Origin of the sequence: Rathayibacter sp. AY1F8 (genome assembly GCF_002932165.1) — a bacterium.
Lineage (GTDB): Bacteria > Actinomycetota > Actinomycetes > Actinomycetales > Microbacteriaceae > Rathayibacter.
Genome location: NZ_PSVB01000015.1, coordinates 21,826 through 35,452, shown reverse-complemented (window position 1 = coordinate 35,452; position 13,627 = coordinate 21,826). Strand labels below are relative to the sequence as shown.

The window sequence follows — 13,627 nt, the reverse complement described above, 5'->3', positions numbered from 1 at the left end:
TGTACGGGAAGAGCGTCAGGCGCCGGTGCGCACCTGGTCGAGGCCGGCGATGCGGTCGATCGCGGCCTGCTCGCTCGGCGAGACCCGGCCGAGATACCGGCCCAGGAACACGAACAGCAGGCGGTTCGCCGTGATCGCGGGCCACCACGGGCGCCGGAGACCCAGGAGCCTCCGCACCTCGGGGCTGAGCGAGGCGACCGCGCCAGCGAACAGCAGCGGGTAGACCACGCCCGCCTCGCCCGGCAGCCGGATGTCGCGAAGGAAGCCGACCGCCTCGTGCACGCGTGCGTCGGGCTTGAGCTCGCCGGCGAATCCGGCGAGCTGCGCGCGGAGCTCCGCGACGCTCTCGGGCGGATCCTCCACTCCGAGCAGCCGGCCGGAGGCGGCCCACTCGCGCACGTAGGCGTCGGGGCCGCCGGGGATCCGTCCGCCCCAGATCTCGTGGGCGCCGAGGAACGCGTCGGTGAAGGCGTCGTGCACCCAGAGCAGCAGGCGGGGGTCCTGCGCCGAGTAGGAGCGCTCACGCCCGCCGGCGTCCTCGTAGGAGCCGACGATCCGCTCGTGCACGCCGGTCACCCAGCGCGCCGCTCCGCTCGCCGCGGCGGTGTCGCCGAAGCTGGTGGTCAGGACCCAGCGGACCGTGTTGTCGAGGCGGCCCATCGGGTCCTCGCGGTAGCGGGAGTGGTCGTGCACACCGGCCATCGCTCCGGCGTGGAGGGTCTGCATGAGCAGAGCCCGCACTCCGGCGATCATCGTGGGCAGGCCGCCGTTGACCGCCCAGACCGCGCTGCCCGGTCCGAAGAGCCCGGCGTCGTCGCCCTTCTCGAGGGCGACGATCCAGTCGGCGCGGGGGCGGGGGCGGCGGCGTCTCATCCGCTCAGTGTGCGCTCGGATCCTGGGCCGCGGCTGGCCGTTCTGTCACCCTTCGTGGGGCCGTGGTCACTCGGCCAGCAGTTCGCGGACGTCGTCGGCCGACAGCGCCCGGGCGAAGAGCTCGCCCTCGTCGAGCACCGCCGTGCTGAGGCGGCCCTTGCGCTCCTGGAGGCGCACGATCTTCTCCTCGATCGTGTCCGTCGCCACCAGCCGGTACACGTTCACCCGCCGCTCCTGGCCGATGCGGTGCGCGCGGTCGACGGCCTGCGCCTCGGCCGCCGGGTTCCACCACGGGTCGAGGATGAAGACGTGGTCGGCCTCGGTGAGGGTGAGCCCGGTGCCGCCCGCCTTCAGGCTGATCAGGAAGACGGGCGCGGCTCCCGAGCGGAACTCCTCGATCACTCCCGCGCGGTCCCGCGTGGAGCCGTCGAGCTGCACGAACGGGATGCCGCGCCGACGCAGCCGCTCCCCCGCCCGCTCCAGGTACGACGTGAAGGTGCTGAAGACGAGGGCCCGACGGCCTTCCGCGATCACGTCGTCGAGCTGCTCGACGAGCACGTCGAGCTTCGCGGACGGGACGTGCCGGTAGGCCGGGTCGACCAGGGACGCGTCGAGCGCGAGCAGGCGCAGGAGGGTGAGCGATCGGAACACCGTGAAGCGCTGCCGGTCGAGGTCGTCGACCAGGCCCAGGAGCTTCCGCCGCTCGCGCTGGAGGTAGCCGTCGTAGAGCACCCGGTGGGCGGGCGTCAGCGCGACCTCAATCGTCTGCTCCTGCTTCTCGGGGAGCTCCGGCGCCACCGCCTCCTTGGTGCGGCGGAGCAGGAACGGACGCAGTCGCCGGCGCAGTCTCTCGAGGCGGCGGCGCGCGCCCTCGGTGTGGCTGACGGTCCGTCCCTCGGACAGATCGGGCGAGGCGATGCCGACGGGCGCCTCCGCGTGCAGGATCGGCCGGGTGTACTCCTCGCGGAAGCGGCGCAGCGGCGGCAGGAGCCCGGGCGCCACCAGGGCGAGGACCGCCCAGAGCTCGTCGAGCGAGTTCTCCAGCGGTGTGCCGGTGAGCGCGAGCGTGACGGGCGCGCCGACCCCGCGGGCGGCCCGGTGCGTCTGCGAGGCGGGGTTCTTGACGAACTGGGCCTCGTCGAGGATCAGCGCCGACCACGTCCTCGACGCCCAGCGCTCGCCGCCGAGGCGCAGGACCGCGTAGCTGGTGAGGACCACGTCCGCGTCGGCCGGGATCGCGTCGAGCGCGCCCTCCCGCGAGCTCGCGACGACGTGGACGCGCAGGGCGGGCGCGAAGCGCTCGGCCTCCGAGCGCCAGCCCGGCACGACCGAGGTGGGGGCGACCACGAGGAACGGCGCGCGGCGGATCCCGGCGCGGCCCGCCTCCTCGACCGCGTCGAGCATCATGGCCAGCGCCTGCAGGGTCTTGCCGAGGCCCATGTCGTCGGCCAGGATCCCGCCGAGCCCGTGACGGAGGCGGTGCACGAGCCAGGCGTAGCCCGCCCGCTGGTACGGACGCAGCCGGGCGGTCAGGCCCTCCGGCGGCTCCACGTCCTCCGGCGACCCGGCGGCCAGCGCGGAGTCGAGCACGGCGCGCCACGCGTCGGAGGGGACGCTCTCGTCGGCGAGCTCCTCCAGCTCGTTCCACAGCCCGGCCTGGTGCCGGCCGAGCCGCGGTCCCGTCTCCCACTCCTCGAGCTCGTCCGCCCGGGTCAGCAGCTCCCGGAGCCGGTCGAGGCCGGGGTGCGCGAGCGAGAGGTAGGAGTGGTCGACCAGGCGGATGCGGTCGCCGCCCGCGGCCAGAGCGCGGAAGAGGGGCAGGAACGGCACGGTCGCGTCGCCGATGGTCACGACGACGCCGAGGTCGAACCAGTCGGCGCTCTCGGTGTCGACCGCGGTGATGGTGAGCGTGAGCGGTCCGGTCAGCAGGCGGTAGTCCGGGGCCGCGCCCTCGCGCTCGATCCGGACCCCGCCGATCCCCTCCAGCTGCGGGAGCTGCTCCACCACGAACACCGCCGCCTCGGCCCCGCGCAGGACCGCGCTCGTCCCCGGCTCCGGCACGAGAGCGGACCCGGCCTCGCCGAGCACCGAGCGCACCCGGCGGAGCACCGCGCGCTCGAGAGCCGCGTCGGCCGTGCCGTCGAGCTCGCCCGCGCGATCGGGCGAGCGGCGCCAGTGCCAGCCCACCCTGACGGCGCGCCGCGGCTCGAACGAGACCGTGCAGACCAGGCGCGGGGGCTCCGGATCGTCCAGGACGAGGTCGACGCCCTCCTCGCGCACCGCGACGCGGCCGCGGAGGGCGGGGAGGTGCTCGCCGACGAACTCGGGCACGTCCTCCGCCGGGACCTCCGTCTCCTCGGGGTGGTCGAGGAGCCGCAGCTCCTCGTCGTCGAAGGGCAGGGACGCGGGCGCGAGCAGGAGCGAGGACGGATCGCCGCCCTCGACCGCGTAGACGCCGTGCCGGGCGACCGGACGCGCCGACTCGGGCGCGTGCTCCGCGCCGTCGATCCGCAGGACGGGCCGCAGCCGGAGCGCTCCCTCCTCCGCCGAGACCGTCACCGCCACATGCGCGGGACCGGCGAGACGGACCGCGCCCTTCTCCGGGGCGAGCAGCGGGATCCCGGCGGCCTGCGCCTGCTCGAGCAGCCGCCAGAGCAGTGGGCTCTCGTAGTCGTCGAGGTGGATCCAGTCGGGGTCCTGCCCGAGGTGGACGGTGCGCGTGGCGCGGTGCAGAGCCGCGAACTCGGCGAACCAGCGCTGGTGAGCGGGGTCGAGCGAGAGCCGGTGGGTCTGGAAGTTCAGCGACTTCCAGGTGAGGGTGGTGCGGTTCCAGGCGCCCCCGCGCCCACGGACGGCGGGGCGGGTGGCCAGACGGTGGTCGCGGCGCTCGTCGGGGTCGTAGGTCTTCGCCGTGACGCGCTCGCTCGCCGGCGCCCGCCACGGATCGTCGGCCCGGCGCACCAGCCGGCGCAGCTCGAACTGCAGCCCGATCGGAGTGAGGACGGTCGGCGACTCGGTCTCGGCGGCTCCGCTGAGCTCGCCGACGCGGGCGCGCCAGGAGGAGGGGGTCGACTCGGGAGGCACCGCCCCATGCTGCCACGCGCCGCCGACACCCCCGCCCGCACCGCGTGACGGGCAGAATCGGAGGATGACCAGCAGCGACTCCCCCGCGCCCACCGTCCTCACCCTCGGCAGCGAGAGCCTGCGCCTCGCCCTGACGACCGCCGGGGCCGAGATGACGTCCCTCCGCGACGACGAGGGCCGCGAGTACCTGTGGCAGGCCGGCCCGGAGTGGCGCCGGCACGCTCCCGTCCTGTTCCCGATCATCGGGCGCCTCCCCGGCGACACGCTGCACCACGACGGCGCGGACCACCGGATGGGGCAGCACGGCTTCGCGCGGGACCGGGTCTTCGAGCTCGCGGGCGTCTCGGCGGACGAGGCGGTGTTCCGGCTCCGGAGCGACGACGCCACGCGCGCGGTGTTCCCCTTCGACTGGACGCTCCTCATCGCCTACGCCGTGACCGGCGCCTCGCTCCGGATCACCCAGACCGTCGAGAACAGGGGTCCCTCTCCGCTGGGCTTCTCGCTCGGCAACCACCCGGCCTTCGCGCTGCCGCTGCCCGAGGGCCGCGGCGAGCACCGCATCCGCTTCGCGCAGCCCGAGCCGGAGGGGTACCGCCGCGCTCCGGAGAACCTGCTGCTCGAGGCGCGCCACCCGGCGCCGCTCGAGGACGGGGTCCTGACAGTGGACGACGCGCACTTCGAGGAGGGCGTGATGATCTTCGACGAGCCGCGCCGGCGGACCCTCCGGCTCGAGGCCGACGGCGCCGCCCGCGCGATCGTCGTCGACACCGGGGACTTCGACGTGGTCGGCGTGTGGAAGCCCGTCGGGGCCCCGTTCGTCTGCCTCGAGCCGTGGCGGAGCGTCCCGACCCCCGAGGGCTGGGACGGCGACATCGTCGACAAGCCGCGCCAGGTCGTCCTCGAGCCGGGCGGCCGACGGTCGCTGTCCTACAGCATCGCGCTGAGCTGAACGTCCGCGCGCTGGATCTGCGCGTCGAGCAGCTCGAAGCGGCGGATGATCAGCCCCTCGCGGGTGGCCCAGGGGCAGATCACCAGCGTCTCGATGCCGAGGGCGTCCATGGCCGCCTCCGCGACGAGAGCGCCCGCGAGCAGCTGCGGAGCCCGCAGAGCGGAGACGCCGGGCAGCGCTGAGCGATCGGCCGCGCCGATCGCGGCGAGGCGGGCGGACCACAGCCGGAGGTCGACCAGGTGCAGCTCGCGGCGCACCAGCGGACCGGCGGCGCTCGGAGCGGCGCCGGTGATCCGCGCCAGAGACCGGAAGGTCTTCGACGTGCCTGCGACCAGGTCGGGGCGCCCCAGGGCGAGGAAGCCGCGGACGGGCTCCGCGAGCACCTCGCGGGCGTGACGCCGGGCGGCCTTCACGCTCGTGGCCGAGGCGGGATCGCCGACCAGCAGGTCCCGCGTCACCCGCCCCGCTCCGAGCGGGACCGACACGGCGAGCTCGGGCACCTCGTCCACGCCCATCGAGAGCTCGAACGAGCCGCCGCCGATGTCGAGGTCCAGGATCGAGCCCGCGCCCCAGCCGAACCAGCGGCGCACGGCGAGGAAGGTGGCCGACGCCTCGGCCTCGCCGCCGAGCTCCTGGAGGTGCACGCCCGTCTCGGCGCGGACCCGGTCGAGGACCGCCGCGCCGTTGCCGGCCTCGCGGATCGCCGAGGTCGCGAACGCCAGCAGGTCCTCCGCGCGGTGCTCGCGGGCGACCTCGGCGGCCTCGGTCACGAACGCGATCAGCTCGCGCTGGCCACGCTCGGTGATCTCCCCCGCCTCATCGAGGTGCGCCACGAGAGCGAGGCTCCGCTTGTGCGAGCGGTAGGGCACCGGGCGGGCGCCGGGGTGCGCGTCGACGAGGAGCAGGTGGACCGTGTTGGAGCCGATGTCGAGCACGCCGAGTCGCATGGGTCCACGGTATCCGCCCGCGGAGGCGCGTCCCGCCACGCGGGCCGCCGGGGAACGCCGGAGGGCCCGGCCGCTCGCGCGACCGGGCCCTCCGGAGGGTGCTGGACTCAGTGGTCCCAGTTCTCGGCCCTGTCGGCCGAGCTGGACGAGCCGACGATGTGCACCCGCATGTCGTTCGTCGTGCCGGCGCGCCCGGGGGGCGATCCGGAGACGACGACCACGGTCTCGCCCGCCTGGGCGAGGCCCTCGCGGAGCAGCACCGCGTCCACCTGCGCGAACATCGCGTCGGTGTGGTTGACGCGCGGCGTGACGAAGGACTGGACGCCCCAGTTCAGCGCCATGCGGCGGCGGACGGCCGGCTCGGGGGTGAAGCCGATGATCGGGATGCCGTGGCGCAGGCGCGTCATGCGGCGGACCGAGTCGCCCGACTCCGTGAACACGCAGAGGAACTTCGCCTCGACGAACTCCGCGACCTCGGCGGCGGCCAGCGTGACGGATCCGCCCTGGGTGCGGGGCTTGCTCCCCAGCGGGGGGATGCGCTCCAGGCCGTGCTCCTCGGTGGACTCGACGATGCGGGCCATGGTCTGCACGGTGACGACGGGCCAGGCTCCGACGCTGGTCTCGCCCGAGAGCATGACCGCGTCCGCGCCGTCGAGGATGGCGTTCGCGACGTCCGAGGCCTCGGCCCGCGTGGGGCGGGGGCTCTCGATCATCGACTCGAGCATCTGGGTCGCGACGATGACCGGCTTCGCCCAGCGGCGGGCGAGCTCGACGGCGTGCTTCTGCACGATCGGCACCGCCTCGAGGGGCAGCTCGACGCCGAGGTCGCCGCGGGCGACCATGATGCCGTCGAAGACGTCGATGATCTCCTGCAGGTTGTCGACCGCCTGCGGCTTCTCGATCTTGGCGATGACGGGAGCCTTGCGGCCCTCCTCCGCCATGATCTCGTGCACGCGCTCGATGTCGCTGGCGTTGCGCACGAAGGAGAGGGCGATGATGTCGGCGCCGAGGCGGATCGCCCAGCGGAGGTCGTCCTCGTCCTTCTGGGAGAGGGCGGGGACGTTGACCGCGACACCGGGCAGATTGATGCCCTTGTTGTTCGAGACGTTGCCGGGGACGACGACCTCGGTGACGACCCGGGGGCCCTCGACGGCGGTGACGCGGACAGCGACCTTGCCGTCGTCGATGAGGAGCATGTCGCCCGGGTTCACGTCGTCCGGGAGGCCCTTGAACGTGGTGCCCGAGAGCTCGCGCGTGCCGAGGACGTCCTCGGTGGTGATGGTGAAGACGTCGCCCTCGGCGAGGGCGTACGGGCCGCCCTCGAACTTGCCGAGGCGGATCTTCGGACCCTGCAGGTCGACGAGGATCGCGACCGCGCGCCCGGCGTCGTCCGCGGCCTTCCGCACGATGCGGTAGATGCCTTCGTGGACGTCGTAGCTTCCGTGACTGAGGTTCATGCGGGCCACGTCCACGCCGGCGTCGATGATCGCACGAATGGTCTCGTACGACGACGTTGCCGGGCCGAGGGTGGCGACGATTTTCGCTCGTCTCATTGAGGGGGTGCTCCGTTGTTCTGCGCCCGGAGGCGCGTCGTTAGCGGGGAGGGTGAGCTGATTGCTGGCGGGCCGAGACTATCGCGTCCCGGGGACTAGAGCGTGAAGCCCCGGTCGTTGGGGCCGACCGGCGCCGGCAGCTGGGTCGTGCCCTCGAGGTAGCGGTCGACCTCGGCCGCGACGGAGCGGCCCTCCGCGATCGCCCAGACGATCAGGGACTGGCCGCGCCCGGCGTCGCCGGCCACGAAGACGCCGGGGACGGTGGTCTCGAAGGCGTCGCCGCGCGCGACGTTGCCGCGCTCGGTGAAGGGGACGTCGAGCTGGCGGCCGAGGTGGTCCGCCTCCGGGCCGGTGAAGCCGAGGGCGAGCAGGACCAGGTCGGCCGGGATCTCGCGCTCGGTGCCCGCCTTGGGGACGCGGCGCCCGTCGAGGTACTCGGTCTCGGCCACGCGCACCGCGCGGACCTCGCCGCCCTCGTTCGCGAGGAACTCCACGGTCGACGCGAGGAACATCCGCTCCCCGCCCTCCTCGTGGGCGCTCGAGACCTCGAACACGGTCGGGTCCATCGGCCAGGGCTGGCTGTCCGGGCGCTGCGACGGCGGCTGCTGCCCGATCGCCAGGTTCGTGACCGACGCGGCCTTCTGGCGGTGGGCGGTGCCGATGCAGTCCGCTCCGGTGTCGCCTCCGCCCAGGACGACGACGTGCTTGCCCTCGGCCGAGATCTGCTCGAAGACGCGGTCGCCCGCGATCGCGCGGTTCGACTGCACGAGGTACTCCATGGCGAAGTGCACGCCGTCGAGGTCGCGACCCGGGATCGGCAGGTCGCGCGGCACGAGAGCACCGGTGGCGACCACGACCGCGTCGTAGCGCGCCCGCAGGTCGTCCCAGGTGATGTCGGAGCCGATGTCGACGCCCGCGCGGAACCGGGTGCCCTCGGCCTTCATCTGGTTCAGGCGGAGCTCGAGGTGCTTCTTCTCCATCTTGAAGTCCGGGATCCCGTAGCGCAGGAGGCCGCCGATGCGGTCGTCGCGCTCGTAGACCGCGACGGTGTGCCCGGCGCGGGTGAGCTGCTGAGCGGCGGCGAGCCCCGCCGGGCCGGAGCCGACGACCGCGACGGTCTTGCCGGTCAGGCGCTCCGGCGGGTGCGGCTGCACCCAGTCGTTGCCGAAGGCCTGATCGATGATCGAGACCTCGATCTGCTTGATCGTGACGGCGGGCTGATTGATGCCGAGCACGCAGGACGACTCGCACGGCGCCGGGCAGAGCCGGCCCGTGAACTCCGGGAAGTTGTTCGTCGCGTGCAGGCGCTCGATCGCCTGGCGGCCCTCGCCGCGCCACATCAGATCGTTCCACTCGGGGATCAGGTTCCCCAGCGGGCAGCCCTTGTGGCAGAACGGGATGCCGCAGTCCATGCAGCGGCCCGCCTGCCGGCGCAGCACGGCGGAGTCGCCCTGCTCGTAGACCTCTTTCCAGTCCATCAGGCGGACGGACACGGGACGCCGCTTGGGCAGCTCCCGGTCCTGCACCTTCAGGAACCCCTTGGGATCAGCCACCGGTCACCTCCAGAATCCGTCCCCAGACGACGTCGCCGTCGGGGTCGAGCCCCTCCTCCACAGCGGATGCGCGCGTCGCGAGCACCGCGGCGAAGTCGCGGGGCAGTACCTTGACGAAACGCGAGACCGTTCCGTCGAAATCGTCGAGCATCCCCTGGGCCAGGGTCGACTCGGTCTCCGCGACGTGCCGCTCGAGCAGGTCGCGAAGGATCTCCACGTCGGCGCTGCCGAGCTCGGAGAGGGTCAGCTCGCCGGAGGCGATCGCGTCGCGGTTCACGAGCTCGCGGCGCAGGCCGTGGATGTAGGCCGTGCCGCCCGACATGCCGGCGCCGAGGTTCCGCCCGGTCTCGCCGAGGATCACCGCCAGGCCGCCGGTCATGTACTCGAGCGCGTGGTCGCCCACTCCCTCGACCACCGCGGTGGCGCCGGAGTTGCGGACCAGGAAGCGCTCGCCGACCATCCCGCGGATGAACATCGTGCCCTGGGTCGCCCCGTAGCCGATCACATTGCCCGCGATCACGTTCGTCGAGGCGTCGAAGGTGCTGCGGCGGTCCGGCCGCACCACGATCTGGCCGCCCGAGAGGCCCTTGCCGACGTAGTCGTTGGAGTCGCCCTCGAGCCGCAGCGTGATGCCGGCGGGGAGGAACGCTCCGAGCGACTGCCCGGCCGAGCCGCGGAGCGATACGACGATGGAGTCGGCCGGCAGGCCGTTCTCGCCGAAGCGGACGGTGACCTCGTGGCCGAGCATGGTGCCGACGGCGCGCTCGGTGTTCTTGATCTCGCGCTCGATCCGCACGGTGCCGCGGTGGTCGAGCACGTTCGCCGCGAGGCGGATCAGCTCGTTGTCGAAGTGGTGCTCGAGCTCGTGCTCCTGCGCGCGGCCGTGGCGGCGCGGCTCCTCCGCCGTGAAGACCGGTCCGACGAGGATCGGCGTCAGGTCGAGCCCGCTCGCCTTCCAGTGCTCGATCGCCTGGTCGACGTCGAGCAGCTCGCGGTGTCCGACGATCTCGTCGACGCTCCGGAAGCCGAGCTGCGCGAGGTACTCGCGCACCTCCTGGGCGATGAACTCGAAGAAGTTGACGACGAACTCCGGCTTTCCGGAGAACCGCTGGCGCAGCTCCGGGTTCTGCGTCGCGACGCCCACCGGGCAGGTGTCGAGGTGGCAGACGCGCATCATGATGCAGCCCTCGACGATCAGCGGGGCCGTCGCGAAGCCGAACTCCTCGGCCCCGAGCAGCGCGCCGATGACGACGTCGCGACCGGTCTTCATCTGGCCGTCGACCTGCACGACCACGCGATCGCGCATGCCGTTGAGCATCAGCGTCTGCTGGGTCTCGGCCAGGCCGAGCTCCCAGGGCGTGCCCGCGTGCTTGAGCGAGTTCACCGGGCTCGCGCCGGTGCCGCCGTCGTGACCCGAGACGAGGATCACGTCGGCGAGGGCCTTCGCGGTGCCGGCGGCGACCGCTCCGATGCCCGACTGGCTGACCAGCTTCGCGTGGATGCGCGCCGACGGGTTCGCCCGCTTGAGGTCGAAGATCAGCTGCTTCAGGTCCTCGATCGAGTAGATGTCGTGGTGCGGCGGCGGCGAGATCAGGCCGACGCCGGCGGTCGCGTGCCGGGTGCGCGCGATCCACGGGTACACCTTCGTGGGCGGGAGCTGACCGCCCTCGCCGGGCTTGGCACCCTGGGCGAGCTTGATCTGGATGTCGTCGGCGTGGGTGAGGTACATGCTCGTGACGCCGAAGCGGCCCGAGGCGACCTGCTTGATCGCGGAGCGGCGCTCCGGGTCGAGCAGCCGCTCGGTGTCCTCGCCGCCCTCGCCGGTGTTCGACTTGGCGCCGAGGCGGTTCATCGCGATGGCGAGCGTCTCGTGCGCCTCCGGCGAGATGGAGCCGTAGCTCATCGCGCCCGTCGAGAAGCGCTTGACGATCGCCTCGACCGGCTCGACCTCGTCGATCGGGATCGGCGTGCGCCCCGCGGTGTCGAGCTTGAACATGCCGCGGAGGGTCATCAGCGAGCTCGCCTGGTCGTCGACCATCTTCGTGTACTCGCGGAAGACGTCGTAGCGGCGGTTGCGCGTCGAGTGCTGCAGGCGGAACACCGTGTCCGGGTTGAACAGGTGCGGGGCGCCGTCGCGGCGCCACTGGTACTCGCCGCCGACCGCCAGGCGCTCATGCGCGACGATCGCGCCGTCCTCGGGGTACGCGGCGCGGTGACGCGCGGCGTTCTCCTCGGCGACGACGTCGATGCCGATGCCGCCGAGCTTCGAGACGGTGCCGGTGAAGTACTGGTCGACGAACGCCTGGCTGAGGCCGACGGCCTCGAAGGTCTGCGCCCCGGCGTAGCTCGACACGGTGGAGATGCCCATCTTGGACATGATCTTCAGCACGCCCTTGCCGAGCGCCTTGATCACGTTCTTCACGGCCTTCTCCGGCGAGACGTCCGACAGCATGCCGCTGCGGACGAGGTCCTCGCAGGTCTCCATCGCCAGGTACGGGTTGACCGCGGAGGCGCCGTAGCCGATGAGCGTCGCCACATGGTGCACCTCGCGGACGTCGCCCGCCTCGACCACGAGCCCCACTCGCATCCGGTTCTCGGTGCGGATGAGGTGGTGGTGCACGGCGGCGAGCATCAGCAGCGAGGGGATCGGCGCGAGGTCCTTGGTGGAGTCGCGGTCCGAGAGCACCAGGAACTGCGCTCCCGCGGCGATGGCCTCGTCGGCCTCGTCGCACATCTCGTCGATGCGGTCCTGCATCGCGCGGGGTCCCGCGTCGACGCGGTAGAGGCCGCGGATCGTCGTGGTGATGTGGCTCAGCGGGCGCGGCGCGATGTGCTGGATCTTCGCGAGCTCGTCGTTGTCGATGACCGGGAAGTCGAGGACGACCTGGCGCGCGTGTTCGGCACCGGCGGTCAGCAGGTTGCGCTCGGGGCCGAGGCCCAGGCGGAGCGAGGTCACGACCTCCTCGCGGATCGAGTCCAGCGGCGGGTTCGTCACCTGCGCGAAGGCCTGCGTGAAGTAGTCGAAGAGCAGGCGGGGGCGCTTGGACAGGACGGCCACGGGGGTGTCCGAGCCCATCGCTCCGAGCGGCTCCGCACCAGCGCGCGCCATCGGCAGCAGGAGGAGGCGGACCTCCTCCTCGGTGTAGCCGAAGGTGCGCTGGCGGCGGTTGACCGAGGCGGGCGTGTGCACGATGTGCTCGCGCTCGGGGAGGTCCTTGAGGTTGATGCGGCCCTTCTCGAGCCACTCCTCGAACGGACCGGAGGCGGCGAGCTGCCCCTTGATCTCCTCGTCCTCGACGATGCGGCCCTGCTCGGTGTCGACCAGGAACATGCGGCCGGGCTGCAGGCGTCCCTTGCGGACCACCTTCGCGGGGTCGATGTCGAGCACGCCGATCTCGCTGGCGAGCACCACGAGCCCGTCGTCGGTGACGACGTAGCGGCCGGGTCGGAGCCCGTTGCGGTCGAGGGTGGCGCCGACGAGCTCGCCGTCGGTGAAGACGATCGCGGCCGGGCCGTCCCACGGCTCCATGAGCATCGAGTGGTACTCGTAGAACGCGCGGCGCTTCGGGTCGAGCGCGCCGTCCTGGTTCTCCCAGGCCTCCGGCACCATCATCATGATCGCGTGCGGGAGCGACCGGCCGGCCAGATTGAGCAGCTCGACGGTCTCGTCGAACGAGGCGGAGTCGCTGCGGCCGGGCGAGACGATCGGGAACAGCGGGGCCAGGTCGCCCAGCTCGCGGCTCTTCAGCTGCGACTGGCGCGCGCGCATCCAGTTGCGGTTGCCCTGCACCGTGTTGATCTCGCCGTTGTGCGCGATCATCCGGAACGGCTGAGCGAGCGGCCACGAGGGGAAGGTGTTGGTGGAGTACCGGGAGTGCACCAGCGCGAGCTTCGACGCGAAGCGCTCGTCGGACAGGTCCGGGTAGAACGGCTCCAGCTGGAGCGTCGTCACCATGCCCTTGTAGACGAGCGTGCGGCTCGAGAGCGACATGAAGTAGACCTCGAGCTCGCGCTCGACGCGCTTGCGCAGGCGGAAGGTCAGGCGGTCGAGGCGCACGGAGGAGAGGGGCGTGCCGCTCTCGTCGGTCAGCTCGCTCCGGATAAACAGCTGCTCGATCGCCGGCATGGCGGCCCGGGCGAGCGTGCCGATCTCGTCGGGCTGCACGGGCACGGACCGCCAGCCGACCACGGCGAGGTTCTCCTCGCGGGCGATGTCGGCGATCGTCGACTTGACCCGCTCGCGCTCGAACACGTCCACCGGGAGGAAGGCGTTGCCCACCGCGTACTGGCCCAGCGGCGGGAGCTCGAAGGGAGCGACCGCGCGGAGGAACTCGTCCGGGATCTGCGTGATGATCCCCGCGCCGTCGCCCGTTCCCGCGTCGGAGCCGACGGCGCCGCGGTGCTCGAGGTTGCGCAGCGCGTTCAGCGCGGCGTCGATGATGTCGTGGCCGGCGGTGCCGCGCATGGTGGCGACCATCGCGAGACCGCACGCGTCCTTCTCGGCGGCCGGGTCGTACATCCCCTGCGCCGGCGGCATGCCCAGGAAGGGCACGGCGCGGGCCGGGGTCGAGGGCTGGGCGGAGGCCATGGGAACCGTCCTCACGGGGGTGATGGCTGATCGGGACGTCGCTGGCCCGCGGTGGTGAAGGAGGAGCGGCTCCCCGATCG

The 13,627-nt window shown here is 72.6% G+C and carries 7 protein-coding genes; 1 reads left to right on the top strand and 6 read right to left on the bottom strand.

Annotation, left to right across the window (positions count from 1 at the left end; genetic code table 11):
- Positions 1 to 15 precede the first annotated feature (15 nt).
- Both C5C35_RS11610 and C5C35_RS11605 read right to left on the bottom strand, forming a co-directional pair.
- Complete coding sequence (locus C5C35_RS11610; RefSeq protein WP_104263169.1) at positions 16 to 873, bottom strand: oxygenase MpaB family protein; 858 nt, start codon at positions 871 to 873, stop codon at positions 16 to 18.
- Positions 874 to 939: 66 nt separating this feature from the next.
- Positions 940 to 3,957, bottom strand: a complete 3,018-nt coding sequence (locus C5C35_RS11605) for a DEAD/DEAH box helicase (protein ID WP_104263168.1) — start codon at positions 3,955 to 3,957, stop codon at positions 940 to 942.
- A gap of 64 nt (positions 3,958 to 4,021) precedes the next feature.
- Here C5C35_RS11605 and C5C35_RS11600 point away from each other — a divergent pair, with 64 nt between their 5' ends.
- The gene (locus C5C35_RS11600; RefSeq protein ID WP_104260725.1) at positions 4,022 to 4,906 is read left to right on the top strand and encodes an aldose 1-epimerase family protein; all 885 of its coding nucleotides are present in this window, start codon (positions 4,022 to 4,024) and stop codon (positions 4,904 to 4,906) included.
- Here the strand turns inward: C5C35_RS11600 and C5C35_RS11595 are convergent.
- From C5C35_RS11595 to gltB, 4 genes are all read right to left on the bottom strand, one after another.
- Positions 4,885 to 5,853 (bottom strand): exopolyphosphatase, encoded by a 969-nt coding sequence (locus C5C35_RS11595; protein WP_104246791.1) that lies wholly within the window; start codon positions 5,851 to 5,853, stop codon positions 4,885 to 4,887. The two genes, C5C35_RS11600 and C5C35_RS11595, sit on opposite strands and share 22 nt — an antisense overlap.
- Before the next feature lie 107 nt (positions 5,854 to 5,960).
- Positions 5,961 to 7,406, bottom strand: coding sequence for a pyruvate kinase (gene pyk, locus C5C35_RS11590; RefSeq protein WP_104221869.1), 1,446 nt, complete (start codon positions 7,404 to 7,406; stop codon positions 5,961 to 5,963).
- 95 nt (positions 7,407 to 7,501) lie between these two features.
- Entirely contained in the window at positions 7,502 to 8,959 is a 1,458-nt protein-coding gene (locus C5C35_RS11585) for a glutamate synthase subunit beta (RefSeq protein WP_104246790.1), read from the bottom strand.
- Positions 8,952 to 13,547, bottom strand: coding sequence for a glutamate synthase large subunit (gene gltB / locus C5C35_RS11580; RefSeq protein ID WP_104221865.1), 4,596 nt, complete (start codon positions 13,545 to 13,547; stop codon positions 8,952 to 8,954). Before gltB ends, C5C35_RS11585 begins: the two co-directional genes overlap by 8 nt.
- Between the last annotated feature and the right edge of the window lie 80 nt (positions 13,548 to 13,627).

Excerpts from the sequence above, each read along its gene's own strand:
- C5C35_RS11610 (WP_104263169.1), bottom strand. The coding sequence starts at position 873 with ATGAGACGCCGCCGCCCCCGCCCCCGCGCCGACTGGATCGTCGCCCTC.
- C5C35_RS11600 (WP_104260725.1), top strand. The coding sequence starts at position 4,022 with ATGACCAGCAGCGACTCCCCCGCGCCCACCGTCCTCACCCTCGGCAGC.
- C5C35_RS11595 (WP_104246791.1), bottom strand. The coding sequence starts at position 5,853 with ATGCGACTCGGCGTGCTCGACATCGGCTCCAACACGGTCCACCTGCTC.
- pyk (WP_104221869.1), bottom strand. The coding sequence starts at position 7,406 with ATGAGACGAGCGAAAATCGTCGCCACCCTCGGCCCGGCAACGTCGTCG.
- gltB (WP_104221865.1), bottom strand. The coding sequence starts at position 13,547 with ATGGCCTCCGCCCAGCCCTCGACCCCGGCCCGCGCCGTGCCCTTCCTG.